At 42.7% G+C, this 26,735-nt stretch carries 24 protein-coding genes; 4 read left to right on the top strand and 20 right to left on the bottom strand.

All coding sequences use genetic code 11. The features are described 5' to 3' along the window. The 16 genes from AB840_RS01905 to rpsF form a co-directional block, all read right to left on the bottom strand. The coding region (locus AB840_RS01905; protein ID WP_048513125.1) for a glycosyltransferase family 2 protein at positions 1 to 363 on the bottom strand (363 nt) is incomplete at its 3' end. After that, on the bottom strand, positions 363 to 1,460 hold the full coding sequence (locus AB840_RS01900; protein ID WP_048513124.1) for a glycosyltransferase: 1,098 nt from the start codon (positions 1,458 to 1,460) through the stop codon (positions 363 to 365). The genes AB840_RS01900 and AB840_RS01905, both read right to left, overlap by 1 nt. 41 nt (positions 1,461 to 1,501) lie before the next feature. Continuing rightward, the gene (locus tag AB840_RS01895) at positions 1,502 to 2,374 is read right to left on the bottom strand and encodes a glycosyltransferase family 2 protein (RefSeq protein WP_053078122.1); all 873 of its coding nucleotides are present in this window, start codon (positions 2,372 to 2,374) and stop codon (positions 1,502 to 1,504) included. Positions 2,375 to 2,385: 11 nt separating this feature from the next. Continuing rightward, positions 2,386 to 3,519 (bottom strand): EpsG family protein, encoded by a 1,134-nt coding sequence (locus AB840_RS01890; protein WP_048513123.1) that lies wholly within the window; start codon positions 3,517 to 3,519, stop codon positions 2,386 to 2,388. Further along, on the bottom strand, positions 3,516 to 4,592 hold the full coding sequence (locus tag AB840_RS01885; RefSeq protein ID WP_048513122.1) for a glycosyltransferase: 1,077 nt from the start codon (positions 4,590 to 4,592) through the stop codon (positions 3,516 to 3,518). Before AB840_RS01885 ends, AB840_RS01890 begins: the two co-directional genes overlap by 4 nt. A gap of 49 nt (positions 4,593 to 4,641) precedes the next feature. Further along, positions 4,642 to 5,790, bottom strand: a complete 1,149-nt coding sequence (locus AB840_RS01880; protein ID WP_048513121.1) for a glycosyltransferase family 4 protein — start codon at positions 5,788 to 5,790, stop codon at positions 4,642 to 4,644. Then, complete coding sequence (locus tag AB840_RS01875; protein ID WP_048513120.1) at positions 5,790 to 6,659, bottom strand: NAD-dependent epimerase/dehydratase family protein; 870 nt, start codon at positions 6,657 to 6,659, stop codon at positions 5,790 to 5,792. Before AB840_RS01875 ends, AB840_RS01880 begins: the two co-directional genes overlap by 1 nt. Continuing rightward, the gene (locus AB840_RS01870) at positions 6,660 to 7,241 is read right to left on the bottom strand and encodes a sugar transferase (protein WP_048513119.1); all 582 of its coding nucleotides are present in this window, start codon (positions 7,239 to 7,241) and stop codon (positions 6,660 to 6,662) included. It lies immediately after the preceding gene. Between the two features lie 58 nt (positions 7,242 to 7,299). Beyond that, positions 7,300 to 8,016, bottom strand: coding sequence for a CpsD/CapB family tyrosine-protein kinase (locus AB840_RS01865; protein ID WP_048513118.1), 717 nt, complete (start codon positions 8,014 to 8,016; stop codon positions 7,300 to 7,302). Then, positions 8,004 to 9,482: a GumC family protein gene (locus tag AB840_RS01860; RefSeq protein WP_234984921.1), complete on the bottom strand. Its 1,479-nt coding sequence runs from the start codon at positions 9,480 to 9,482 to the stop codon at positions 8,004 to 8,006. The genes AB840_RS01865 and AB840_RS01860 overlap by 13 nt, the downstream gene beginning before the upstream one ends. 22 nt (positions 9,483 to 9,504) lie before the next feature. After that, on the bottom strand, positions 9,505 to 10,101 hold the full coding sequence (locus tag AB840_RS01855) for a polysaccharide biosynthesis/export family protein (RefSeq protein ID WP_327077828.1): 597 nt from the start codon (positions 10,099 to 10,101) through the stop codon (positions 9,505 to 9,507). A 78-nt stretch (positions 10,102 to 10,179) separates the two neighbouring features. Next, positions 10,180 to 11,823 carry a polysaccharide biosynthesis protein gene (locus AB840_RS01850; protein ID WP_234984922.1) on the bottom strand — a complete coding sequence of 548 codons (1,644 nt, stop codon included), beginning with the start codon at positions 11,821 to 11,823 and terminating at the stop codon, positions 10,180 to 10,182. 218 nt (positions 11,824 to 12,041) lie between these two features. Next, complete coding sequence (locus AB840_RS01845; protein ID WP_048513115.1) at positions 12,042 to 12,836, bottom strand: tyrosine-protein phosphatase; 795 nt, start codon at positions 12,834 to 12,836, stop codon at positions 12,042 to 12,044. A 1,725-nt stretch (positions 12,837 to 14,561) separates the two neighbouring features. Then, positions 14,562 to 14,792 (bottom strand): 30S ribosomal protein S18, encoded by a 231-nt coding sequence (gene rpsR / locus AB840_RS01840; protein ID WP_048513114.1) that lies wholly within the window; start codon positions 14,790 to 14,792, stop codon positions 14,562 to 14,564. A 43-nt stretch (positions 14,793 to 14,835) separates the two neighbouring features. After that, entirely contained in the window at positions 14,836 to 15,282 is a 447-nt protein-coding gene (locus AB840_RS01835; RefSeq protein WP_048513113.1) for a single-stranded DNA-binding protein, read from the bottom strand. Between the two features lie 16 nt (positions 15,283 to 15,298). Next, entirely contained in the window at positions 15,299 to 15,583 is a 285-nt protein-coding gene (gene rpsF, locus AB840_RS01830) for a 30S ribosomal protein S6 (RefSeq protein ID WP_048513112.1), read from the bottom strand. 786 nt (positions 15,584 to 16,369) lie between these two features. Between rpsF and AB840_RS01825 the strand changes: the two genes are divergently transcribed. Both AB840_RS01825 and AB840_RS01820 read left to right on the top strand, forming a co-directional pair. Next, the gene (locus AB840_RS01825; protein WP_048513111.1) at positions 16,370 to 16,696 is read left to right on the top strand and encodes a hypothetical protein; all 327 of its coding nucleotides are present in this window, start codon (positions 16,370 to 16,372) and stop codon (positions 16,694 to 16,696) included. Between the two features lie 401 nt (positions 16,697 to 17,097). Then, on the top strand, positions 17,098 to 17,544 hold the full coding sequence (locus AB840_RS01820) for a transposase (RefSeq protein WP_048513110.1): 447 nt from the start codon (positions 17,098 to 17,100) through the stop codon (positions 17,542 to 17,544). 464 nt (positions 17,545 to 18,008) lie between these two features. Here AB840_RS01820 and AB840_RS01815 read toward each other — a convergent pair whose 3' ends face one another. Continuing rightward, the gene (locus AB840_RS01815; RefSeq protein ID WP_048513109.1) at positions 18,009 to 21,752 is read right to left on the bottom strand and encodes a phosphoribosylformylglycinamidine synthase; all 3,744 of its coding nucleotides are present in this window, start codon (positions 21,750 to 21,752) and stop codon (positions 18,009 to 18,011) included. Positions 21,753 to 21,945: 193 nt separating this feature from the next. Here AB840_RS01815 and AB840_RS01810 point away from each other — a divergent pair, with 193 nt between their 5' ends. Both AB840_RS01810 and AB840_RS01805 read left to right on the top strand, forming a co-directional pair. Then, positions 21,946 to 22,521: a xanthine phosphoribosyltransferase gene (locus AB840_RS01810; protein ID WP_048513108.1), complete on the top strand. Its 576-nt coding sequence runs from the start codon at positions 21,946 to 21,948 to the stop codon at positions 22,519 to 22,521. Between the two features lie 9 nt (positions 22,522 to 22,530). Next, entirely contained in the window at positions 22,531 to 23,145 is a 615-nt protein-coding gene (locus AB840_RS01805; RefSeq protein WP_048513107.1) for a hypothetical protein, read from the top strand. An 811-nt stretch (positions 23,146 to 23,956) separates the two neighbouring features. Here the strand turns inward: AB840_RS01805 and AB840_RS01800 are convergent. From AB840_RS01800 to AB840_RS01790, 3 genes are all read right to left on the bottom strand, one after another. Then, positions 23,957 to 24,364 (bottom strand): hypothetical protein, encoded by a 408-nt coding sequence (locus AB840_RS01800; protein ID WP_072061718.1) that lies wholly within the window; start codon positions 24,362 to 24,364, stop codon positions 23,957 to 23,959. Positions 24,365 to 24,428: 64 nt separating this feature from the next. Then, positions 24,429 to 25,910 (bottom strand): sensor histidine kinase, encoded by a 1,482-nt coding sequence (locus AB840_RS01795; protein ID WP_200809916.1) that lies wholly within the window; start codon positions 25,908 to 25,910, stop codon positions 24,429 to 24,431. Continuing rightward, entirely contained in the window at positions 25,897 to 26,592 is a 696-nt protein-coding gene (locus tag AB840_RS01790; protein WP_048513105.1) for a response regulator transcription factor, read from the bottom strand. The genes AB840_RS01795 and AB840_RS01790 overlap by 14 nt, the downstream gene beginning before the upstream one ends. Positions 26,593 to 26,735 lie beyond the last annotated feature (143 nt).

Genomic DNA, 26,735 nt, shown 5'->3' with positions numbered 1-26,735 from the left:
ACTATATCCAGTTATCGCTATATCAGCATTATATTTTTCAGAAATATTAAATAAGGCTTCTAAAAAATTCCGAGATAATAAATCATCAGAATCCAAAAAAGTAATATACTTACCCTTAGCTAATAGTAACCCTTTATTACGTGTTTGACTAACCCCACTATTTTCTTGTTCAATAAAAATAATACGTTTATCAATTCGAGCATATTTTTTTAATATTACAGATGAATTATCAGTAGAACCATCATTAATAGCAATAAATTCAAACGCAGTAAAAGATTGATTTAAAACACTTTCAATTGTTTTTTGTAAGTATTTATCAGCATTATAAACCGGCATAATAATACTTATCAGAACATTTTTCATTACAAGATTGCCCTTTCTAAATAAAACTGTTCTATCAATTTTGTTGTTTTTCTTATATCATAATCACTTAACAAGGCTGAATTCGAAAGAAATTCCCTATTATTTTGCATAGACAATTCTTGAAGAATAGTGTCAGCCCATAATGAAGCCCCATCTGATAAAGATTTCCTTTTTATTAAGTTTAACCCCAAATCAGCTTCTGATGGAATTTTATCCGAGACAACACAACGCAGTCCACTTGCCTGAGCTTCTATTAATACTATCCCTAAACCCTCATACAATGATGGAAAAACAAAAATATCAGAAGCAGCTAAAATATCACTTACATCGGATCTGTTTTCTAAAAAGAATATATTATCTGCTATACCATATTCTTTAGTCCTATTTCTAATATTATCCTGTAATGGACCCACTCCCACTAGTATAAATTTAACTAAAGAACACTTACTAACTAATTGGTGTGCTACATCAATTAGAAACTTATGATTTTTTTGCCTTGCAAATCTACCTATATGACATATTACGGGAACATTAGGTTTAATACTTAAATTTAATCTCATAGTATTTCTTTTCATTTGATTATATGAAAATTTCTGCAATTCTATTGAATTATGAATAATTTTACATTGTTTATATTTACAAGGATATAACCATTTAGCTGCATCAACAGAACAAGCAAATAAATCTGTCGCATACTTCTCAATCCTTCTACTTGTTATTCGTTTATATAAAGAGAATATTCTAGGTAAATCAGTTCTTGAATTGTGAGAATGAGCTATTCTTGTTTTAACACCTGCTATACTGGCCGCTTGTAATACTTCACCCATTCGTTGATGTGTATGGGTATGTACAATATTATATTCTTTATGACTATAAAAAAATTCAACCAATCTTTCTAAATATTGTTTTTTTTCTAATTCATTTATATAAAATATTTTTCCATCCATACTTTTCACAACACTATCAAGTTCTCCTGGTTTTTCTACAAGAAAATCAAACTGAATTTTATTTCTGTCAATATTCTTATATAAGTTAAAAATCACCATTTCAGTTCCTGCATTATTTAATTGAGGGTAAACTTGTAATACTCGAATCATAAAAGTCCCTTCTTTAACTATTATATATATTTATTAGTACATTACTGACCTATTTTATATCGATACACATAAAATAATAATCCAAACGGATATACTGCCTTCGTAATGACTGGATATATAGATTGAGAAATAACATTTTTTCTATTTATAACAAAGCTCATGGCAACATAACGAATACTGTCTAATACTTTTTCCTTTAAAGTATTATCTAATGTAAGTCGTTGATTAATGTATGCTAAATATCCTTGAGGATTTTTCTTTAACAAATTCGTCATATTTTTAGTATATCCATCTTCCATATATTGACAATAATACAATATCTTTCTATATAAAAAAAAACTCCCAACCTGATCAATCTGATCATATAGATATGCTTCAGGAACAAATTTTTCTCCTTCAAAACAAGGAAAGTTAAATTGTGAAACTACATCCGTTCTAAAAACAAGCATTGTATCTCCCGTTAAACCGTGATTGGCATAAGCCTCATACAAAGTTGTAAACTCACAGGATTTATCTTTAATCTTTGTAATCAAATTACCATTTGGAGTTCCTTTGTAAGCTAAAATTCCGACACAATAATCACTTTTTTTACATTTCCATAAGGTAAGAATATCTCCAATTGCATTTGTATTTAAGTAATCATCAGAATCAACACAAGTAAATAATTCAGTTTTCGTCAACGATACTCCTCTATTATGTGCTGCCGATTTCCCTTGATTTTTTTGTTTGTAATATTCTATTTTAATCTTTCCATCAGCAATCCAACTTTGTACAATCTGCATTGTTTGATCGGTAGACCCATCATCAACAATAAGCCAAACAAAATTTTTATTACTCTGATGTGCTAAAGATTTATATAGTCTTGGTAATGTATAAGCTCTATTATAAGTAGGTGTAAATACAGTTATGTTCATATGACTAATCCTCACTGAAAAATACTAACATTTTCAAATAAACAACTAATATATGGCATCATTCCCCCGTCATCAAATAACAAGATAAATCGAAAAAATCCATAAGCACAAATGATAATTGTTCCCAATTGAACAAGTATCTTTTGTCTCTTATCATTTATTTGACACAAGTAACCTAAAATAATAGCAAAAGTAAGCGTAAAAAAGTCTTTTTCACGTGTTAAAATATCATATTCTCGCAATAAAGTAAAAATTGGAAGAAGGCATAAAAACAACTTAATGATAAATTCCGAATTTTTATTAATGCTAATAATTTTTTTGTAATTAATAACTATTAAAAACATAATAAGAAAATACTCTAGAGTATGTAATAAATTAATTCCCATTAAATCATTCATATTCATAAAATAATTTGCCACTTTTGTTTGAGTACTATCAACAGGAATATATTGAGCAATAGGTATTAAAAAATTTAACACAGATAAATGAAGATAAGAAATTAAAATCGTTGGTAAAAAAACCATGTTAAGAAAAATTGTTTTTTTCATAGTCAATGAAAATCTGTTGATAAAATAGATTGGGAATAAAATAATAGCAGCATTATGAAAAAGCATTGCAATAATACAACCAACAAAATATTTAAATGCCTGTCTTTCTTGGATATATTTCAATATAACAAAAAAAATAGCAATTGAAATAGATTGTCGCATACTAATAAAAGTATCGTAAAAAAACATTTTATACAAAAATACAATAATTAAAAGCGAAAAGTTATCAACATATTTTCTTAAACCAGTATACATACAAGTATAAAAAATGATTGAATTAATCAACGTAAATCCATAAAAAGTAAATCCAACAGTTTTAACAATCGAATTGAAAAATAAATACCCTATTTCATACTTAGCAAGTAAATTGTCACTAATAGAGAAAAATGACTCATGTATTAAATCAGGAACACGATTAAATATATTTTCATATACCCAGTAATCAGTTCCACCCAATTGATATCGAGTCCCGGATACAATACAAAGAAAAATTAAAGTAATAATGACAACAATATCTTTTTCTTTTTTATTTTTTAAAATATCATTAAACAATAATGCTATTATGCATAAAGAAAACATTATTATATAAAAAATCAATTGTAACTCCTCTCAAGTATATCTCTACAATATATTTCGTTTATTATAGCAATATACTTTTGAATATTATGTAGGTGTTGCGCTTGAATAAATGCATTTTTCGATTTTTCATGCCAATAAACTGAATCATATAACAATTTACAAATTTCAACAACAAATTGATCATTATTTTTACATAATGCTCCACAATTACTGTTAATTATATCTGGTAAGCCCCCTACAGGTGTCGCTAAAACAGGAATACCTAATGATAAAGCTTCAACTGCAACTAGTCCAAAACCTTCCCACTCCGAAGTTATACATAACATTTTAGCATCTGCCAAGATACCATACGGATTTTTCATAAATCCTAATAAGGAAATATTGAAATCCATTTTTTTCTCCTTAATAAGATTTATGCACTCATCTTCTAAGGGACCTATCCCAATCATAGCTACTTTTATATCAGGATAATTTTCTTTAACTTGAGAAATAATTTCAATAAAACGTTGTGGATTTTTTGGGGCAGATAATCTTCCTAAAAATATTATATCGTAAACTGGATTAACTGAATGTTTCCTTTTTCCTAATTTTGCTTTCTGCTGAATACTATATATATCAATTGGATTCGATATTATTATAGACTTATTCCTAATCAAATTACCAAATACATATTCATTCAAAATAGACTTGGATACCATTAAAATTTTATTAATATTTAAACAACTTAATAGGTAAGCAAACGAATAAAAACAATATTTTTTTAACCATGGTGAATTATTATGTAAGTGAGAAATAACAGGAATCCTAAATACTGAATTTGCACAAATTACACTTGCTGTAAAATCGTGTGCATGAATGATATCAGGTTTATACTGTTTTATTATACGTCTCACTTCAGATATAGTCATTCGTTTTATAGGAGCAAAAATAATATCATTATTTTCGCATACATTACGAATATCACCTTCCAAAGAAACATAAATAAAATCATAGTTATATTGTAGTCGCATATTCTTAACAATAGTTATTGCTACATTCTCTGCTCCTGAATAAGTGCCCGTATTCAAAATATGAATTATCTTTTTCCGCATAAAATAGTCCTTTATATATAATTATATATCATTCTTTATTCATAAAATTTTACTTTCTAAAATATATATCATACATTAATTTCATAATACATTTTTTATCATAACTTGATGCAAGTTGTTTACTGTATTGGCCCATTACAATTTGCATTTTTTTATTATTCATAAGTATATTTATTGAGTCTGTAAAAGCATTAATATTTTTAGAATAAACAAGATACCCATTTTTTTCATTCAGAATGAGATCATTGTTTCCTCTTATGTCAGAACATACTATTGGCAATCCTGCCGCCATGGCCTCCATCACCGCAACAGGTAACCCCTCTCGAAAAGAAGGAAATAAAAATACATCTGCAATTTTATATATTTCAAAAACATCGAACCGATACCCTAAAAATATAACTTGATCATTAATACCCAATTTTTGGCTTAATACTTTTAAATGCCTTAATTGATCTCCCTGTCCACAAATTAGATAAACAAAATTTTTATTTTTAAGTTTTGCCACCGCCTTTAACGCTATTTCATGATTTTTATTTTTATTTAATTCTCCCACTGAAAGAATAATGAATGTATCCGGTGATATTCCTAATTCTTTGCATTTTGTTTCTCTGTTAATATTAATTTCATTGATTTGGTGAGTATCTATTCCAACTCCTGATACGTAATAAACTTTTCCACCATCATGAAGGGTAAAATGCTTAGCTCTTTGATAATCTTCATGATTAATCGTAATCAATATATCTGTATAATGTGCACATATACGTTCTACCGGATAGTACAATAACCAATTTAATAATGGTGCCCCTTTATAAAAGTGAAATCCATGGGCGGTATAAATAATAGTTGTACCGTTACATTTTCTAAAAACAAATCTACCTAATAAGCCTCCAATCGGAGAATGGCAATGTATTAAATCATAATGACAATTTTTTTCAATTTTTTTTAATTCATTATATGCATTATAATTTTGTAAAACTTTAAATGGATTCCTAATAAAATCTATTTGATAATAATACACATGTTTTTCCTTGAATCGCTTTTTTAAACTTTCTACTTGTTCATCAGAACAAGTATTTCCGCAAATAAAGTTTGCTGCAACATGTACTTCATATCCACCATTTTGTAGCAGTTGAATATTATTCATATTAAACTGCTCAATCATTGATGCAACCGAAGCAATTAAAAGTGCCCTCTTCATCAAATATCACAACTTTCTCCTATTGAATCTTCAAACTCTACAAAAGTGTTCATTATATAATATTGATTATCAATTCCTTTTTCATAAACAAATGTACCAAACACTTTATTAGCCGTAATGCTGAATCGTTGTAAGATTTTAATAAATGAATTAAATAATTCAGTTTGTGCTACATAATGATTATTACACCTTGCAATTGTATAAACCAAATTACTGGTATTAACATATTCATTATTTTGAGGATGAAATATCCCATTACTGTTTTCATCTATAATATATTTAATAACTTGACATAAATTTTCTATATATATCATACTTCTCTGGTTTGGAATATTAGGAAATATAGGTATGTATTTCGCAATACGACACAATTTAGAAAAATTTCCCTTAGACTTTTTGCCATACACCATAGGAGCTCTAATAATTATTATATTGAACGAATCATCCTGAAGTTTATTAATACCTTCTTCTGCCTCTAATTTACTCTTCCCATAAAAACTACTCGGTTTGGGCTTTGTATTTTTATCAATTATTATACATCTATTTTGTGTATTATTTTCCCCATAGACAATGATACTACTCATAAATATAAACTGCTGAACTCCAGAAATTTTAGCTTTTTTTGCAATTTCTATAGTCAAATCGCGATTAACTTTATAATATAATTCAGCTTGATCTGCTTTAGCTTCTACATGTGCAATGCCTGCAACATGTAGAACAACATCATATTCATTAAAACAAAAATGCTTCCATTTATCATCTCTAACCGACATGAAGTCAACATTATATTTATTATCCCATTGCTTTATAAAATGCCAAAAACAATTGCCAATATAACTATGTTCAGATGTAATTAATATTCTTTTCATCTATTTTCCTTCCTTAACGCCTTTACTACAAAGGACACTAAACACAGTTTTAAAAAATATTCTTATATCAAAAATAACACTTAATTTTTTCACATACTCTCCATCTAATTTAGCCTTTAATACTATGGAAATTTCATCTCGCCCATTGATTTGTGCCCACCCGGTAAGTCCGGGGAGAACATCATTGGCACCATATTTGTCTCGTTCGGTAATTAAATCATATTGGTTCCATAAAGCGGGTCGTGGCCCAATGATGGCCATATCACCTTTTAAGATATTAAAAATCTGTGGTAGTTCATCCAAACTGGTTTTACGTAAAAATTTACCGATTTTTGTAATATATTGCTCTGGATTTTCTAACAAATGTGTCGGACAATCTTTTGGGGTAGATATTTTCATCGTACGGAATTTAAGGATTTTAAAATATTGTTTATGAATCGTTACTCGTTTCTGTCGAAAAAAAACAGGTCCTGGATCATCTAACTTTGTGCATACAGCAATGCATGCAAAAAAAGGAGATAATATAATAATTGCCAATAAAGATAAAATAATATCTATCATCCGTTTTATGTGCAAGTACATAGCCTTATCTCCTTATAATTCATAGTCAATTTATTACATATTTTTACCATCAGTTTATTTAATTATTAACTTTTTTTGAATTGCGATGCTTTACATGTTCTTCATCGTAATAATAGTAATATTCATACCCATAGCTGCCATGCTGGCGTCGTGGCACTTCATTGAGGACGACTCCTAATATATGAGCCCCTCCCTGCTCCAATTTGGTTTTAGCCATGTTCGCTTCTTCCGGAGATATAGACCCTGATTTTACGACGAACACCACCCCATCTGCCCTGGAAGCCATAACGACAGCGTCCGTTACGGCCAGCACAGGCGGCATATCGATCAACACATAGTCATACTGTGTTCTAACCTGCGATATGATCTTTTGCATCCGCTCAGACCCCAACAGTTCTGACGGGTTCGGCGGCACGGGGCCGCTGGTCAATACATCTAGGTGGGGTACTACATCATGCTGCACCGTTTCTTCCCATGACACATCCATAGCAATACAATTGCTGAGGCCTTGATTGGGAATGCCAAAAATACGATGCTGTACGGGCTTTCGCATATCTGCATCAATGAGCAGCGTTTTTTTGCCGTCTTGCGCCATAGTCAACGCCACATTGGAGATCGTTGTCGATTTGCCCTCTGCCGGCGTTGCAGATGTAAAGGTAATCACCCGTGCCGCCGTCCCCACGCTGGCAAACTGCAAGTTTGTGCGAATAGCTTTATACGCCTCGGCAATAGGCGATTTGGCATCATATTGCGCAATCAAATTTATTTCTTCCATATAGTTTGCCTTATCCTTTCCATCCATTCTCTGATATTGCGACCACGATGCTGGTGTTCTTTGCTGATAGAATGTGCATCCGGAATCATGCCTAGTACAGGAAGCTGCAGGTACTGCTCCACATCATCTGCCGTATTGATCTTGCGATTGAGCAAGCTTCTAGCAACGGTACATCCCGTACCGCACAGTATGCCCAAGATCAAAGCCAACATCAGGGTTAGCGCCTTTCGCGGTTTTACCGGTTTTTCCGGCAGCGTAGCCGCATCGACGATCTGTACTTCGTTGGGGACCATCACTTCGGCTACTTTGGCTTCTTCCAGCCGTTTTGCCAGCATAATATAGATTTCCTGCGCCACATCCGCGTCGCGTTTTACACGAATGTAGCCTCGTTCCTTTTCCGGGAGCGCCTCAATAGCGATATTATTGCGGGCATCCAGCTGGGCCAGGGCCTTATTTTTTCCTTCCGCTACGGCAATGGCCGCTTCATTTTTAAATTTGTCAGCCAATAACCCTTGCTGTACGGTACTGCTGGAAGGGGCATTTTGTGATACAATATTGCCGATTTCCTGATTCAGCGCTTCCCTGGTCTGCTGAATCTGCCGATTGATTTCCTGCATTTTGGGGTGTTCATCCGTATATTTACCGATGTATCCCGCTTTTGTTTCCTCTAATTGTGCCAGCTGTATCTTGTATTGCTGGATAGCCGGACTGTCAGCAATACTTTGCCCTGCACTGCCCAATTGACCGTTGACACTGTTCAAAGCTGCCTTGGCAGTTTCCAGATCCAATTGATTTTCCGCCTTTGTTTTATCAATAAGGGACAATTGATCCGTCAGCCCTTTCATTTGATCATTGGTGGAATAAATTTTGTTGGCTGTTTGGAAATCCTGCAATTTAGACTCTGCTGTATCAAGCTCACTTTTTGCCGATACCACGCGCTGCTGCAGGAATTCACGCGTCGCCTGCTGTTCCTTGCGGGATAAATCAGCCAGGCGCTTTAAAAATCCTTTGACCAACAGGCTATTGGCTTTCTGCGCTTGCTCCGGCGATTTTCCCGTTACATCCACTTCCAAAATAGCCGTATCCTTGAACGGCTTGGTCACAATATGTCCTTTGACATATTCCTCGTATAATGGATAGTCTCCATTTTTATCGGGATCTGAGACTTCCTTGATAATTGGTTCAACTACCGTACGGCTTTTTAAAATTTCCGCATCCGTATTCATCTGCTGTTTGATCTGCGTATCACTGCCCACAGGCATAGAACTCAGAATGGAATCCCCCAAGCTTTGCTGTGGTTTGATTCGCAAAAGCGACGTAGATTGGTAGGTCGGGGAAACCACCAAGAGATAGGCACCAGCCCCTATGACAAACGCCGCCGTAACAGCCGCGATCGTTTTTTTATTTTCTAATACGACTTGCCATAACTCCCTCAGGTCGATTTCTTGTTCGTTTTCATTCAACACGTAATTCCCTCAACTCTCCTGATTAGTTGTCATTATTCTTTATTTCTGAAACCATATAAGCACTATTAAAAATAGGAGCAATGTCTCTGGCAAAGTTGATACGGCTGTTTTTCGTAAGATACAGAATATCGCCTTCGCGCATTTCGTAGTTTTCCCGCATATCGCCGGTCTGCAGGATATGATTCAGATTGATGGGAATCGCCTTTTCCGGATTATCCTGATGGATGAGAAAAATCTTTTTCTTGGCGGTATCCCAGTTGAACCCACTGGCGGCGCCAATAGCATCGATGACCCGATGGGATTTCGTAAGCTCATACACGCCGGGCTTATTGACTTCGCCAAACACATAGACTCGTATCCCACCCAGCTTGATAATATTGACAGTCACATCCGGATCGATGATGTATTTTGCCAGTCCCTGACGCAGCGTGTCAGTAAACTGTCCTACCGTCATGCCATCTGCAGCGACTTCTCCTACCAGCGGCACCGATACTTTCCCGTCCGGACGCACTTGGTACGGAGTGACACTGCTGTTGGCAACGGAGGTACTCATATCCTCCTGCTGCGCAACGACAATGCTGAGCTGATCGCCCGGCCGCAGTGTGTAATCTGTCGCCATGGCAGCGTATGCCAATGCTGTCAGCACTGCCAATGATGACAAAATTTTATATTTCATATGCCCTCCCAAAAAGTGTATTTATACATTGTGGTTCGGATGATACGTAGGAATGATTTCCTGAAGTATATGAATGACCTCCATATCATTCCGGCAGTCCATAAACGCACTGATTTTTTCCTTCAACCACGTTCCGTCTACTTGCTCCAGCGGAGCTTCGAATATTTTAGTATGCGCCGTCTTGCTGGTGCCTTCTCCGGCTGTCAGCAGTTCTTCATAGAGTTTTTCACCGGGCCGGAGTCCTGTAATCTGGATCGGGATATCTTGTTCCGGTTCGTAGCCTGAAAGCCGTATCATATTGCGGGCCAGATCCATGATCTTGACGGGCTCTCCCATATCCAGCAAAAAGACCTCGCCGCCTTTTCCCATAGCCCCTGCCTGCAGCACCAGCTGGCTGGCTTCGGGTATCGTCATGAAATACCGGGTCATTTCCGGATCCGTAACGGTCAGGGGACCGCCAGCCGCAAGCTGACGCCGGAATAGCGGAATCACGCTGCCGCGGCTGCCCAGCACGTTGCCGAACCGAACGGTAATGTATGTTGTCGGATAGGTATCATTCATAACATGAACGACCTTTTCCGCCACCTGCTTTGTCGCCCCCATGACACTGGTAGGATTGACGGCTTTATCTGTCGAAATCATGATAAACCGTTCCGCCCCATATTGTCCGGCCGCCTTGGCAATATTTCTCGTCCCGAACACATTATTGACCACTGCCGCCATAGGCTGTATTTCCATGAGGGGCACATGCTTATGGGCAGCCGCGTGAAACACGACATCCGGCCGATATTGGCCGAATACTCCCTCCAGTTGGTTCAGATCACGGACACTGGCAATGACCGGCACGATATGCGCGGTTCCATATTCTTGAGACAATTCCTGATGTATTAAATAAATGCTGTTTTCCCCGTGTCCCATGAGAATAAGTTGTTTCGGCTTCCTGCGCATGACCTGACGGCATATTTCCGAACCAATAGAACCACCGGCCCCGGAAACAAGAACTACCTTGCCTGTCAAATATTCCTGGATGTGCGTAGTGTCCAAGTGTATTTCATCCCGTGCCAGTAAATCTTCAATAGAAACAGGATGAAGACGGGATATGAGCACTTCATGATCCAGAAGCTGATATACGCCGGGCAGCGTATTGATCTGACATTTTAGAGGCGCGCAAATTTCGATAATATCTCGAATTACGGCATGTCGAACGGACGGCATGGCAATAATAATTTCTTTGACGCCATGGGTATGAACGATACGTGGAATATCTGTACGCGTTCCTAAGATACGAACGCCGCCCATAAGATGATTTTGCTTCTGCAGATCATCATCAATAAATCCGACTATTTTACGAGATTTTTTATGAAACTGACTGATTTCACGGGCAATAACCGCTCCGGCATCACCGGCGCCCACAATGAGTACGGGAATCGTTTCGCAATCCGACCGCGCACACTGGCGAAAACGTAGAATCGCATAGTGGAGCAGAAGCCGTCCCAGCCCGATTCCGCCCGTTGCCAGAAGGTATGTGATAATATAAATAGACCGTGGCAGCGGATTACCAATAATCTGCATGCAAATATAAAACAAAACAGCTCCGCCGGTAGCAGCACGAAGAACAGCTCCAACCTCACGCATACCAGCATACCGCCAAATTCGGGTATACAAATGGCTGCCTCCCAGCATGATCAAATACGCGCACAGGAGAAAAGGCAGCGCATTTGTCATTTGCTCTATATACTTATACTCAATATTTCCATCAAATCGAATATATAAACTAAAAAATGCAACCATCACCAGTAGGACTATATCAGCCAACACTAATAGCCCTGACAAAAAATACCGACGCACGAAAGAATCACCTCCTTAAAAAAAATCGATGCTAATTAACTATTCAACCTATATCCTAATAATCTATTCCAAAATCCAGTTTTTGGCTTTTCCCAATGCTCTGGAATATTGGGATATACTAGTTTCTTCTGTAAAATATATTGTGCATTTTGGCTGCACTTTTGCCAGCTGCCACCTAATTTTTCAATGGCTTTTAGGCCTGCCGTCTGATCCGGTGTGCGCCAATCTGTCCGGTGTGCGTCGCTTCCCAAAAAAACGATCATATGATGTTTTAAAAGATTTCCTGCGTTTCGCTGTGCTTGTTTGCCAAATACTCCGACAAAGCTTCCCATATTACATTGTGTCAAAACGCCCTTTTGCATCCACACCAATACACGTTCCGGATGCGTCATTATGCGATCATACCGCTCCGGATGCGCTAATACCGGCATATATCCGCGCAGCATCAGGGCGTACAATAATTCTTCCGTCTGATCGGGCTGACTCTGTTCTGTAAGTTCAACCAGGATATAGTTGCTTTCCGCCAGGCAATAGGCTTGACTGCGGGCCGGTAAAAAATCTAATGCTTTATAGTTCAGTTCCACTTCGGCTCCGGCGTATATATGAATAGGAATTTCTTCTATATCAGCCTTCTCCTGAAGGATGCGGACTGCCTCTGTTACTGCCGTCCATGATGGAACCACCCCATGCCGATTGACATGCGGCGTAGCGATCATATCTGTCGTCCCTGCCTGAACGGCCATTTTCAGCATGCCCAGTGACATATCGAAAGATCGTGAACCATCATCTCCCTCGATATTCGGGAGAATATGTGAATGTATATCAATCATAAGCTCCTCCATTTTCCATCATATTCTTCATATATCTTGTCATACTATGTACTCATGCTTCTGTGTTATGCATGATATTCCTATGTATTTTTATGTCACAGTTTTGTCACAAAACGCATGATTTTTTGGATAAAAATGTATATTCATATTTTTAATTATAGCTTAAATTATGTCATTTATCAATGAATAATTCATGGAAAGGAGTCCGTTTTCAGAAACTTTACACAAAAAAATATGTATAATGATCGTTATTGTCAGATAATCAATCGTCATCATTACCTTTTCGGATTTATTCTTTTGACCTATGATCGTGTATCATGAATTCGTAGGATGCTATATTCTTATTCACTTTATATGCATATGTAAAGAATATGAATATACTATAAAATATATGAAAGTTATTGCGTTCCATATTGCATATTTTTTATTATTATGTATATTTATTATCTAAATGTCTGTATTCCCCCTCCTTCCCTGTGTCTCGTTTTATTTTATCACTACGTTTTAATTATAAAAAACAATGCCTTCCATGAATAGTATACGATCGTATATACTTTTTGCAAAAAAAATATTGTTTCAATATGGGTACAATGCAACACACATCCTCTGTAGGGGCCCCATTTATGGCGCCCGCAAGTCAACAAGGACCTGTGTACTGAAACGAAAGAAAGCGGGTTCGATAAATCGAACCCCTACGATCCTGAACATGTATCACATTTTGCATGGCATGACATGTATCGAAACGGTGAACATGTATCACGTCTGCATGTCGTAACGAATACCGGGATCGTGAATATGTATCACGTCCACATGTACCGTTTTGTAGGGACCCCATTCATGGCGCCCGCAAATCTACGTGGACCTGTGTATAATACGGGAAAGCGGGTTCGATAAATCGAACCCCTACGATCCTGAACACGTATAGCATTTGCATGGCATGACAGGTATCGAAACGGTGAACATTGTTTCACGTTTGCATGTACCGTTTCGTAGGGGCCCCATTTATGGCGCCCGCAAATCTACGCGGACCTGTGTATAATACACGAAAGCGGGTTCGATAAATCGAACCCCTACGATCCTGAACACGTATAGCATTTGCATGGCATGACGGGTACCGAAACGGTGAACATTGTTTCACGTTTGTATGTACCGGATCGTGAATATGTATCACGTCCACATGTACCGTTTCGTAGGGGCCCCATTTATGGCGCCCGCAAATCTACGCGGACCTGTGTATAATACACGAAAGCGGGTTCGATAAATCGAACCCCTACGATCCTGAACACGTATAGCATTTGCATGGCATGACGGGTACCGAAACGGTGAACATTGTTTCACGTTTGCATGTACCGTTTCGTAGGGGCCCCATTTATGGCGCCCGCAAATCTACGTGGACCTGTGTATAATACGGGAAAGCGGGTTCGATAAATCGAACCCCTACGATCCTGAACATGTATCACATTTTGCATGGCATGACATGTATCGAAACGGTGAACATGTATCACGTCTGCATGTCGTAACGAATACCGGGATCGTGAATATGTATCACGTTTGCATGTACCGTTTCGTAGGGGCCCCATTCATGGCGCCCGCAAATCTACGTGGACCTGTGTATAATACGGGAAAGCGGGTTCGATAAATCAAACCCCTACGATCCGAACGCAAAAAAAGGCTGTAACAGCATAAGGAAAAATACCTCAGCTATTACAGCCCGTTTTAATCTGATTATTCAGCTGTATAAGGAAGCAAAGCAATGGCTCTCGCGCGTTTGATCGCAATGGTCAGTTTGCGCTGATGCTTTGCGCAAACGCCAGAAATACGGCGCGGCAAAATTTTACCGCGTTCCGTCGTGAAACGGCGAAGCTTTGCAATATCTTTGTAGTCGATGGTTTCCGCATGATCTACGCAGAAATTGCATACTTTTCTTCTCGGTTTTCTCGAGCGTTCTCTTCTCATGTATAGTTCCTCCTTTAAAATTTAAGAAGGGTTATGTTTGACATTAAAATGGGATTTCTTCATCGTTGGCATCCGTACCCATGCTGCCAAAGCCTGCGCCAGACGCTGCCGGTTTCGGCTGCGATGCGCTGGCACGCGGTGCGGCAGATCCTGCCTGCTGATGTTCCGTACCCAGCGTCTGTGCCACAAAATCACAAACCACCTCGGTACGATACCGCTTCTGCCCATCCGGCGTTTCATAGGAACGAACAGAAATACGACCCTGAACAAACACACGGCTGCCTTTTGCCAGATTGTTGCCACAGTTTTCCGCCAAATTCCCCCAAGCAACACAAGGAATAAAATCAGTTAATTCTTTTTGTTCTGTACTGCCGGCAGGGATATACGTCCGAGTGCAGGCAACCGTAAACATCGCGACAGCTCTGCCCGTCTTCGTAAAACGGATTTCCGGATCCCGAGCCAAATTACCTAACAATTGTACTGAATTCATACCTTTGCGCCTCCGGTTATTCGTCGATATTGACGATCAAATGTTTCAGAATAGTATCATGGATTTTCATAACGCGGTCAATTTCTTTGATAACAGACGGATCTGCTTCAAAATTGATCAATACATAATAGCCATCGGACTGCTTTTTGACCGGATATGCTAAATGACGTTTACCCCAACGATCTACCTTTTCAATATTGCAGCCGTTTTTTGTAAGCAAGTTAGTAACCAATTCGACGATCGGATCTACTTCTGCTTCTTCAAGCGGTCTAGCAATAAACATGACTTCGTACTTGTTCACGAAATCACCTCCTCTTTTGGACTTATGGCCCTTCCCGCAGAAGGGCTAGGAGCTTGACACAATTCAAGCCTTATTATTATAGCATCATTTTTTACAAAGTGCAATCGATGTCGATGTAAAATTTTTGACGATGTAAGTACCCGCCTGTAGGCATACCATTGGCAATGTATATGAAAATGTATCCGTTTTCGTAGAGGCCCCATTCATGGCACCCGCATATACACACATGGCATCGTATGGATTGACACAGTGGGAATTGGGGTGGGATGTCCCATGAAGGATGGCGGGCGTAATGAATTACGCCCCTACGGTGCAGGAGAAATTGTTCGCTGTTCCTCATATACACCTATCACAGCGGAGTATCGCACATGATTTGCACATTGTGCGGGTTCGATACCCATCCTTTGTTTCCCCATGCATTCATGCGGAAAAGCTTCCTCAGTTTCGTAGGGGCCCCATTTATGGCGCCCTCATATACACACATGGCATTGTATGAATTGACACAGTGGGAATTGGGGTGGGATGTCCCATGAAGGATGGCGGGCGTAATGAATTACGCCCCTACAGTGCAGGAGAAATTGTTCGCTGTTCCTCATATACACCTATCACAGCGGAGTATCGCACATGATTTGCACATTGTGCGGGTTCGATACCCATCCTTTGTTTCCCCATGCATTCATGCGGAAAAGCTTCCTCAGTTTCGTAGGGGCCCCATTTATGGCGCCCCCATATACACACATGGCATTGTATGAATTGACACAGTGGAAATTAGGGTAGGGATGTCCCATGAATAATGGCGGGCGTAATGAATTACGCCCCTACGGTGCAGGAGAAATTATTCGCTGTGCTCCCACCAGTTCATATGGAACGTTTCCCGGTTTTGTAGGGGCCCCATTTATGGCGCCCACCATACACACACAGGTCAGCGTATGGATTTATACAGTGGAAATAGGGGCAGGATGTCCCATGAAGGATGGCGGGCGTAATGAATTACGCCCCTACGGTGCAGGAGAAACTATCCGCTGTGCTACCACCAGTTCATACGGAACGTTTCTCGGTTTTGTAGGGGCCCCATTTATGGCGCCCACCATACACACACAGGTCAGCGCATGAATTAACACAGGGGAAATTAGGATCGGAAGGTTCCATGGAGAATGATGGGCGTAATAAATCCTAACTCCTTATGTAGCATGGCGGGCGTAATGAATTACGCCCCTACGGTGCAGGAGAAATTATTCGCTGTGCTCCCACCAGTTCATACGGAACGTTTCCCGGTTTTGTAGGGGCCCCATTTATGGCGCCCACCATACACACATGACGTTGTATGGATTGGCACAGTGAGAATTGGGGCGAGTTCGATGAATCGATCCCATATGGTGCAGGAAAAAACCATTCACTATTTCCCAGCGTGATTTAAATTCATTTTATCTTAATGTTCCTCTCATTTTATTTTAAACTGAATACTATATAATCGAATGTATAGAGAAATATCATGGTATATAGGAGGAAAAATCATGTTACCAACGCGAAAAAACATCCGCTTGCCGAATTATGATTACCGACAGGAAGGGATGTATTTTATCACGATTTGTACCAAAGGAAAACGGACCATATTAGGTACTGTAACACAAGATTCCATATTATTATCAGCATACGGAAAAATTGCTGAGCAGGTATTGATCCAAATACAGAATACCCATATCGAAGCATCTATCATTCAACACACTATCATGCCCAATCATGTTCATGCCATTTTATTCATTAAAAATAATGCATCTGTGTCATTAGGTCAAATGATACGACAATTCAAAGCAAAAACATCTTATTTATGCCGGCAGTCCCTTTGGCAGAGAAATTATTACGAGCATGTTATTCGCAGTCAAATAGAGTTGTGCGAAATCATGACATATATAGAAAACAATCCATTGCAGTGGGCATTGGATAAAGAATATATGCCGTAATTATGCATTTGCGCACAGGTACCTATGACAGAATACATGTTCCGACCGGACAAATTCGCGATAGGAAATTAGGGTAAATGCGACGCCCATGTTTCGTAGGGGCCCCATTTATGGCGCCCGCATATGCAAACACGGCATCGTATGGATTGACACAGTGGGAATTGGGGTGGGATGTCCCATGAAGGATGGCGGGCGTAATGAATTACGCCCCTACGGTGCAGGAAAAATTATCCGCGGTGCTCCCAGTTCATGCGGAACGTTTCCCGATTTTTCGTAGGGGCCCCATTTATGGCGCCCCCATATACACAGGTCAGCGTATGGATTTATACAGTGAAAATTAGGATCGGGATGTCCCATAAAGGATGGCGGGCGTAATGAATTACGCCCCTACGGTGCAGGAGAAATTATTCGCTGTGCTCCCAATGCAGAACGTTTTCCCGGTTTCGTAGGGGGTCCTTATATTTCTATTTAAAATATGCCACGCCAGCAGCAAAAATGGGCTGCAGCTTATTGCCCGCTATATTTTCAAAGACATCACTAGCACTATACCGTTCCGTATGCGCCATTTTCCCCAGGACACGACCGTCCGGGCTTGTAATACCTTCGACAGCCATGACAGACTGATTCGGGTTATACATGCTGTCATAGGTAGCATTACCAGCCAGATCGACGTACTGTGTCGCAATCTGCCCCTTGGCTGCCAGCTCCCGAATCTGTTCCGGCGCCGCGACAAAGCGTCCTTCGCCATGGGAAATCGCTATGGTATGAATATCCCCGGCCTTTACGTTACTGAACCATGGGCTCATGACCGATACGACCTTGGTATCAACCATCCGTGACAGATGACGGCCAATCGTGTTATAGGTCAGCGTCGGGCTGTCCGCCTTGAGGGGCTGAATTTTGCCATACGGCAGCAGGCCCAGCTTGATCAGCGCCTGGAACCCGTTGCAGACGCCCAGCGCCAGGCCGTCCCGTTTATACAGGAGCGCTTCAAGCGCTTCTGTAAGAGCGGCACTGCGGAACAGCGTGGCAATAAATTTGCCGGAGCCTTCCGGTTCATCACCGGCGCTGAAGCCACCGGGGAACATAATAATCTGCGCCCGGGCAATACGTTTCGCCATTTCTTCAATGGATTCTGCCAGAGCCTGAGAGCTTTCATTGCGCAGTACCATAACATCGGCCGACGCCCCGGCCCGTTCAAAGGCAGCTGCTGAATCGTATTCGCAATTGGTCCCCGGGCATACCGGAATAAAGACCCGCGGTTTGCCAAAGGATTCACTGCGACGCGGCCCATAGGTCGTGAAGAGCGGCAGTGACGCGTCACCTGCGCTGCTTTCGCTGTGAATCGGGAATATATTGCCCAGCGGCGCTTCCCATGCTTGCTGCAGTGCCGCCAGCGTGAGTTTGACACCGGCAGCTTCCATGCAGCTATTACCACGGGTCAGGCCGACGCGGCACACCTGATCACGGCGGACCCAGGAGACGGCTGTGTCCGTATCCGTTTCGACAAGAATAGCACCGTAGCGGAGATCAAAGAGTTCCTGTACATCAAAATCAGGGTCTATTTCAAGGCCAATACCATTGCCGAAGGCCATCTGCGCAGCGGCTGCCGCCACGCCGCCCTGTCCGACAGCATGCATCGCCTTGATTTTTTTATCGAGAACGGCCTGATGCAGGAAGTCGCAATGCGTCTTAAACACCTCAAAATCCGGCATTCCTTCGGCGTCACGAGGAAGATCAAAGAGAAGAACCGCATTTCCCGGCTGTTTGAATTCCGGAGAGATGATATGATCCGTTCGTTCCGGCACGATGGCAAAGGAAACGAGTGTCGGCGGCACCGTAAGATGTTCAAAGGTACCGCTCATGCTGTCCTTGCCGCCGATAGCGGCAACCTCCATGGCCTTTTGCGCCGTATATGCGCCAAGCAGCGCGCTGACCGGCTGCCCCCATGCCTTTTCATCCGTGCCGAGGCTTTGGAAAAATTCCTGCATGGTCAGGTATACGTTCCGGCGATCGCCACCGAGAGCCACGATTTTAGCAATGGACTGAATGACGGCATACAACGCACCGTGGAAGGGGCTCCAAACAGCCAAATCCGGATCATAGCCATGGGTGAAGATACTGGCGGTTTTGGTGCTGCCGTGAAGGACCGGGATTTTGGCAACCATACCTTCCACCGGGGTTTTCTGATATTTTCCGCCAAAAGGCATGAGTACCGTCCGTGCGCCGATCGTACTGTCAAATCGTTCTGCCAAGCCTTGTTCAGACGCAATGTTGAGGGTGCCCATGGTATCCAGCCAGGCTTTTTCTATATCAGTTATGTTCGGAGCCCGGAAGAAATCCCGATCCTCCGGAGCCGCAACACTGGCTTTGCGCTGCTGTGTCACACCATTGGTATCGAGAAAAGCCCGTGTAATATTGACGACATTCTGGTCGCGCCAATGCATGACGAGGCGCTTCGTATCCGTAGCCACCGCAACAATGGTTGCTTCCAGATTTTCCTCAGCGGCATAGCTCATAAATTCAGCAACATGCTCCGGTGACACGACGACGGCCATCCGTTCCTGTGATTCGGAAATAGCCAGCTCCGTGCCGTCCAGACCTTCGTATTTTTTCGGGACCTTGTCCAGATTGATATCCAGGCCGTCTGTCAATTCACCGATGGCAACGGATACGCCGCCGGCGCCAAAGTCATTGCAGCGCTTGATCAGCACAGTGACTTCATGACGGCGGAACAGCCGCTGTATCTTGCGTTCGGTCAAGGCGTTGCCCTTCTGTACTTCGGCGCCGCACGTTTCCAGCGATGCAACGGTATGCTTTTTGGAGGAGCCGGTCGCGCCGCCCATGCCATCACGACCGGTTTTGCCGCCCAGCAGGATAATAATATCCCCGGGTACGGGAACTTCCCGCACGACATTTTCACGGGGAGCCGCCCCCAGTACCGCACCGATTTCCATGCGCTTTGCTACAAAGCCCTGATTATAATATTCCTTGACTTCTCCCGTTGCCAGACCGATCTGGTTGCCATACGAGCTATAGCCCTTGGCCGCACCGGTCGTCAGGGTCCGCTGCGGCAATTTTCCCTGTAAGGTATCCTTTACGGCCTGCCGGGGATCACCGGCACCGGTAACACGCATGGCCTGATATACATACGCCCGACCGCTCAGGGGATCACGGATACAGCCGCCCAGGCAAGTAGCCGCACCGCCGAACGGTTCTATTTCCGTCGGGTGATTGTGCGTTTCATTTTTAAATAAGAGAAGCCATTCCTCCTCCACGCCATCCACATCGACAGGAATGATGATCGTGCAAGCATTGATTTCTTCCGATTCATCAAGGTTCTGCAGCTTCCCTGCCGCCTTGAGTTCCCGAACCGCAATCGTCGCCATATCCATCAAGGTCTGGGGCTTATGCCGCTTCAAAGCATCCCGCGTCGTCCGGTAGGACTCATAAGCACGCCGGACAGGCATGGTAAATTTCCCGTCTTCAAAGGAAACATCCGTCAATTCCGTCATAAACGTCGTATGCCGGCAATGATCGGACCAATAGGTGTCAATAACGCGGATTTCTGTAATCGTCGGGTCCCGCTTTTCTTCGTCACGGAAATATTGGCGGCAGAATTTCAAATCCTCAAAGCTCATGGCCAGGCCCATATGGGCGGATAGCTCTGCCAACGCCGCATCCGGCATCTCCATAAAACCCTCGATCACCGCTACGTCATCCGGTTTTTCCCAGGCTATTTCCAGATTTTCCGCCGGATCGAGCGATGCTTCGCGGGCTTCAACGGGATTGATGCAATACTGCTTAATCGCCGCCACATCGGTGTCTGACAGCTTGCCGGACAGCACAATAACCTGCGCCGTACGGACCAGACTGCCGTTTTGCATGGTCAGCATCTGCAGGCACTGCATGGCTGAATCGGCGCGCTGATCATATTGTCCGGGCAGGTATTCGATCGCCAGCACCGTATCGTCAGGCGCTGCCGGAAGCGTGTCATATACGGCATCCACAGGCGGCTCAGAGAAAATCATGTTCTTTGCGGCTTCAAAAGCTGCCGCATCCAGTCCTCCTACGTCATAGCGATGGAATATTTTAATATCAGTCAATTCCCTGATCAATAAATTTTCCTGTAAATCAGTAAGCATTCGCTTTGCCTCATCGGCAAAAGTTTTCTTCTTGGCAACATACAAACGTCGGATAGACTGCATGTCATGACCTCCCTTAAAGATAGATATATCATTTTACATCCCTAAGTATACCCGTTTTACTACCATAAGTAAATTGAAAAATACAGTCTCCAGCCTTGAAAATGACTGACTGGCACAGTATTTTTTATTGACTTGATACATAAATCGTATTAGACTGATACTATTATTATTGGGTAGTTTCAGGAGGTTTATAATGGACGAATTAAAAACGCGGATCCAACAGGACGGAATCGTAATCGACAATCGCATTCTAAAGGTAGATAATTTTCTAAATCAGCAAATAGACACAGCCCTCATCACACATGTGGGCCAGGCCTTTGCCGGTCGTTTCCGTGATTGCCCCATAGACCGCATCGTCACTATCGAATCATCCGGTATTGCCGTCGCGTATGCTGCATCCATCGCAATGGCAAATATTCCCATCGTCTTTGCCCGCAAGAAAAAGTCCCTGCTGACGCAGGGCGAGCAATATACGGCCTCCATTTATTCGTATACGAAGGAGGAAACGTACACCGCCTCCATCAGCAAGACCTATCTTCCCGCTCATGAAAATATTTTGATCATCGATGATTTCCTGGCCAGCGGCGCCGCGGCCATGGGAATGGCTCAGCTGGTAGAGCAAGCGGGAAGCACCGTAGCCGGTATCGGCATCGTCATCGAAAAAACCTTTCAGCCGGGACGGCAAAAATTAGAAGGTGCCGGCTATCGTGTCGAATCGCTGGCACGGATCAGCCATTTTGAAAACAATACTCCCATATTCGCAGAATAGGAGGCTGCCATGAGAGCCCAATTTTTTGACGGCTTTGATTTTTCCCAGTATAAATTCAGTATTGTCGCTGTAGAGCACGTGAACGATTTATTCCAGATTGAAACTTTCGGTCTTCATCCTATTATGTACAACGAAGCATGCCTTCGCGGCTATACCTGTATTTTCGGCTTTAATGAGGATAAAAAGCTGGCGCTGCACAAATTACTGACAAATAATAACGGCATGCCCGCTCCTGACATCGACGGCGCCGCCGCCGTTCCCTTCCGATCTCCTGCCGGTGACTTGAAATACGAGCTCCATCACGCCATCGACTATACGGGCTCAATCCTTATCGCCAACAGCTTTATCGAAAAATATTTCGTTCCTTTCGGCTTTCAGCTGCCCCATGCCTTCCGAAAGGTTTTTGAGCTGACCTTTGACCACGGCGTATTTGTCCAGGTAGACGACCGGTCAGAACAGGCCCGGCAGCTGCGCATCGAATATGAGGAACCGGTGGGTCCCCGAAAAAAGGTCCAGATACGACTGGGCGGCCTGATGAACAAATCTGAAGAATACGGGTTTGATGATGAAACAATTGCGCAGTACATGGATTTGAGCTACGACACGAAGTATTTGTTCACGTAAAGGACCAATTCGACATTGGGAATTTGATATGTTGCGGGCCATATTCAACATTGTCCATTTGAAGAGTGATGTGGCAGATATATGGAGGGCGCCATAAATGGGGCCCCTACGAAACTGGCTAAACGTTTCCGTATGAACGCATTGGGAAAACAGCGGATGGGCATCGAACCCGCACATCCGAATCATGTGCCATACCCCAATCCCGTGATATGTGTTATATGGGGCACAGCACGAATAGCTTCTCCTGCACCGTAGGGGCGTAATTCATTACGCCCGCCATTTTTCATGGGCATCCTTGTCATAAGAATGCTAGTTCGATAAATCGAACCTACCCTGATTTTCACTGTGTAAATTCATACAATGCCAGGTGTGTATGAGGGCGCCATAAATGGGGCCCCTACGAAACCGGGAAACGTTTCTGTATGAACGCATTGGGAAAACAGCGGATGGGCATCGAACCCGCACATCCGAATCATGTGCCATACCCCAATCCCGTGATATGTGTTATATGGGACACAGCACGAATAGCTTCTCCTGCACCGTAGGGGCGTAATTCATTACGCCCGCCATTTTTCATGGGGCATCCTTGTCATAAGAATGCTAGTTCGATAAATCGAACCTACCCTGATTTTCACTGTGTAAATTCATACAATGCCAGGTGTGTATGAGGGCGCCAAAAATGGGGCCCCTACGAAACCGGGAAACGTTTCTGTATGAACGCATTGGGGAAATGAACGTTTGATGTAAGATTATAAAGGAGCTGTTGCACGCAACAGCTCCTTTTGTGATTCTTGTTCTTTTTTATTACTTTCTAATAATTTCCACGACCACCGTAGCCGCCACAACCGGGGCCATAACCACCGCCGCCGCAGCCATACCCATAGCCGGAGTCATTAGCTTTCATATTGCTGACAATGACATCGGCCCGATCCCGCGACATCGTACCATCTGCCACGCGCTGGTCCAGCCGTTCTTTTCGCAGGGTAACCATGCCGTCTTTAAAATCTGCTGATTTGCCTGCTTCATCAGCAATTGTATACAGGGATTTTCCTGTTGTATACTGCTCATCGGCTACGCTTTCCACGGTGCGTCCCGTAATATTAGCCACCAGCTGCAGGGGATTGGTATAATCAGCCGCCGCCATGGCTGTAAAACCGCTTACGCCTATAATCGCTGCTGCCACGCCGGCCATAATCCATCGTTTTGTATATTTCATCATCAGGACCTCCTTCTGTGATATCTATACAATACCAGAAATATTTGTCAAAACTGTGTCTTTTTTTCTACAAAACAGGAACATCTTTTGCAAGGGGCTCCTGAATAATAAAACAGAATACGGCACCGCCGCCGGGAGCATTCCGGACCGACAGCTCAATATGATGGCGCATCGCGATCTGCTTGGCAATGGCCAGTCCCAAGCCCGTGCCGGTCTTATTATCCTCCCCATGGGTCTTGTAAAACCGGTCAAAAACATGCGGCAGATGTTCTTGCGCAATACCCGGACCGTGATCGCGTATCGTAATGGTCTGTTCTCCGGCGGTCATTTCCACTTGTCCGCCGGCAGGCGAAAACTTGACGGCATTATCAATGACAATCAAGAACATTTGCCGGAGCCGCCCATAATCCCCCCATAGCCGCACTGTATCCCGGGCGATGTCCGACTGTACGACGACACCCTTCTGCCGGGCTATCTGCTGTGCGCTGCGACATACATCAGACAATACTTCATCCAGCCGTACCTGCTGTTTTTCAATAACAAAATCCGGGTTTTGCAGCCGCGACAAATCCAGCAGATCTCCAATCAGACGCTGTAAAAATTTGGCTTCTATAAGCATCTGCTCGTGGTACTCCGCTACCTTCTGCGGGTCTGTGACAACGTGATCGCACAATGCTTCCAGAGATCCCCGGATAACGGTCACCGGCGTCCGCAGCTCATGCGAAATATTTGATACCAGGTCCTTGCGCAGCTGCTCCAGTTTGCCGCTTTCCTTACTGGCTTCATCCAAACGCCCGGCCAGTATATCCAAGGTGTCCGCCAGATCACCGATCTCATCATTCTGCCGGATATGGCATGCCGCCTTATAGTTCCCTTGTGCCAGCTGCAGCGCCACGTCCTTCATGATATTCAGCGGTTTTGTAAAGAAATACGCCAATGCGAGAGACAAGGCAAAGACCAGTCCCAGTGCCACTAAAATACTGATTCCCAAAATAATCAAACCCTGCGCAACGGCCTTATTCATCCCTTCCACCGGCGCATGCACCAGAACGGCGCCCCACACACTGCCGTCGGCATGCCGTACCGGCACGCCGACGGTCAGTGTAAGCTGCGACAAAACGTCGCTGAAATCTTCACTGAACACCGTTTCATTTTTAAATACATTTTGTATGACCTGCCCGGCATTGGGGGGCAGCTGCGCCACGTTATAGTGCCCGCGCATCATGTCGTGCCCCTGATGACCCATCATATGGCCTGTACTGGGCGTGATGACATTTAAATTTTCATCGACGATCCACACATTGACATCAGTGCTTTCAGAAATAAAATGAATATACGCGCCTGACATCATCCCCCGCATGCCGTGCTTCTGCTCACCGGACAGCGTGTCGGCTATGGCCTCAGCATATTTCTGCAGCTGCAGCTTGTGAATTTCTACAGTGTAATTTTTGAACAGCGCCAAAAAGATACCGCCGATAATGAGAGAAAACAGAATCAGCGCTGCCGCAAAATTCAGACTCAGCTTGAACGCAATTTTACTTTTTATCATGACCTGCTACCTCAAATTTATACCCCACGCCCCAGATAGTCCGAATATCCCACGTATCATGGCGATATCCTTCCAGCTTGGCCCGCAGCCGTTTGATGTGACTGTCCACGGTACGGCTGTCGCCAAAATAATCGTATCCCCACACCTGATTGAGCAGCTCATTTCGGGAAAATACCTTGTCTTTTCCCGCCGCCAATGTCCACAGCAGCTCAAATTCCTTTTTAGTCAGCGATACGGGCTCATTATTAATGGTGACTGTATATTCCGTCCAGTTGATCGTCAGGTTGTCCCAGACAAACACCTTTGGCTGCGCTTCCTCCCGGCGAAGCCGTCGCAGTATCGCTTTGATACGGGCCATGACCTCTCCCGGTGAAAAAGGCTTGACGATATAGTCGTCGGCACCGATTTCCAGTCCCATAATTTTTTCAAAATCTTCTCCGCGGGCCGTGATCATGATAATCGGAACATTTGACTGCTCCCGAATCTTCCTGCATACGGTAAACCCGTCCGTATGAGGCAGCATGACATCCAGCAGCAGTATATCCGGTGCTTCCTGCCGGAACTTCGTCAGCGCTTCATCGCCGTCGAGTGCCTCAACCGTAGCATAGCCTTCTTTTTTAGCATATTCAGACAGTATAGAAATGATCTGCCTGTTATCATCTACAATCAATATTTTCGCCATTTTTTGCTCCTCCACTGCGTGTATCCTGCCTGGCAGTCTCCGTCCTCATATTGCTGCCTTTATTATACAACACGGAAGTCACTCAATTCCAGAGTATAAAAAACCTGTACGCAAGAGCAGCGCTCCCGGCACAGGTTTTCTTT

Origin of the sequence: Megasphaera cerevisiae DSM 20462, assembly GCF_001045675.1 — a bacterium.
Lineage (GTDB): Bacteria > Bacillota > Negativicutes > Veillonellales > Megasphaeraceae > Megasphaera > Megasphaera cerevisiae.
This window is presented reverse-complemented; position numbering and strand designations above follow the sequence as displayed.

Excerpts from the sequence above, each read along its gene's own strand:
- AB840_RS01820 (WP_048513110.1), top strand. The coding sequence starts at position 17,098 with ATGTTACCAACGCGAAAAAACATCCGCTTGCCGAATTATGATTACCGA.
- AB840_RS01855 (WP_327077828.1), bottom strand. The coding sequence starts at position 10,101 with ATGGCGACAGATTACACACTGCGGCCGGGCGATCAGCTCAGCATTGTC.
- AB840_RS01880 (WP_048513121.1), bottom strand. The coding sequence starts at position 5,790 with ATGAAGAGGGCACTTTTAATTGCTTCGGTTGCATCAATGATTGAGCAG.
- AB840_RS01790 (WP_048513105.1), bottom strand. The coding sequence starts at position 26,592 with ATGGCGAAAATATTGATTGTAGATGATAACAGGCAGATCATTTCTATA.
- AB840_RS01810 (WP_048513108.1), top strand. The coding sequence starts at position 21,946 with ATGGACGAATTAAAAACGCGGATCCAACAGGACGGAATCGTAATCGAC.
- AB840_RS01800 (WP_072061718.1), bottom strand. The coding sequence starts at position 24,364 with ATGATGAAATATACAAAACGATGGATTATGGCCGGCGTGGCAGCAGCG.
- AB840_RS01805 (WP_048513107.1), top strand. The coding sequence starts at position 22,531 with ATGAGAGCCCAATTTTTTGACGGCTTTGATTTTTCCCAGTATAAATTC.
- AB840_RS01815 (WP_048513109.1), bottom strand. The coding sequence starts at position 21,752 with ATGCAGTCTATCCGACGTTTGTATGTTGCCAAGAAGAAAACTTTTGCC.
- AB840_RS01885 (WP_048513122.1), bottom strand. The coding sequence starts at position 4,592 with ATGCGGAAAAAGATAATTCATATTTTGAATACGGGCACTTATTCAGGA.
- AB840_RS01875 (WP_048513120.1), bottom strand. The coding sequence starts at position 6,659 with ATGAAAAGAATATTAATTACATCTGAACATAGTTATATTGGCAATTGT.
- AB840_RS01845 (WP_048513115.1), bottom strand. The coding sequence starts at position 12,836 with ATGATTGATATACATTCACATATTCTCCCGAATATCGAGGGAGATGAT.
- AB840_RS01865 (WP_048513118.1), bottom strand. The coding sequence starts at position 8,016 with ATGGAAGAAATAAATTTGATTGCGCAATATGATGCCAAATCGCCTATT.
- AB840_RS01835 (WP_048513113.1), bottom strand. The coding sequence starts at position 15,282 with ATGAATTCAGTACAATTGTTAGGTAATTTGGCTCGGGATCCGGAAATC.
- rpsR (WP_048513114.1), bottom strand. The coding sequence starts at position 14,792 with ATGAGAAGAGAACGCTCGAGAAAACCGAGAAGAAAAGTATGCAATTTC.
- AB840_RS01900 (WP_048513124.1), bottom strand. The coding sequence starts at position 1,460 with ATGATTCGAGTATTACAAGTTTACCCTCAATTAAATAATGCAGGAACT.
- AB840_RS01825 (WP_048513111.1), top strand. The coding sequence starts at position 16,370 with ATGAATAATGGCGGGCGTAATGAATTACGCCCCTACGGTGCAGGAGAA.
- AB840_RS01870 (WP_048513119.1), bottom strand. The coding sequence starts at position 7,241 with ATGTACTTGCACATAAAACGGATGATAGATATTATTTTATCTTTATTG.
- AB840_RS01895 (WP_053078122.1), bottom strand. The coding sequence starts at position 2,374 with ATGAACATAACTGTATTTACACCTACTTATAATAGAGCTTATACATTA.
- AB840_RS01795 (WP_200809916.1), bottom strand. The coding sequence starts at position 25,910 with ATGATAAAAAGTAAAATTGCGTTCAAGCTGAGTCTGAATTTTGCGGCA.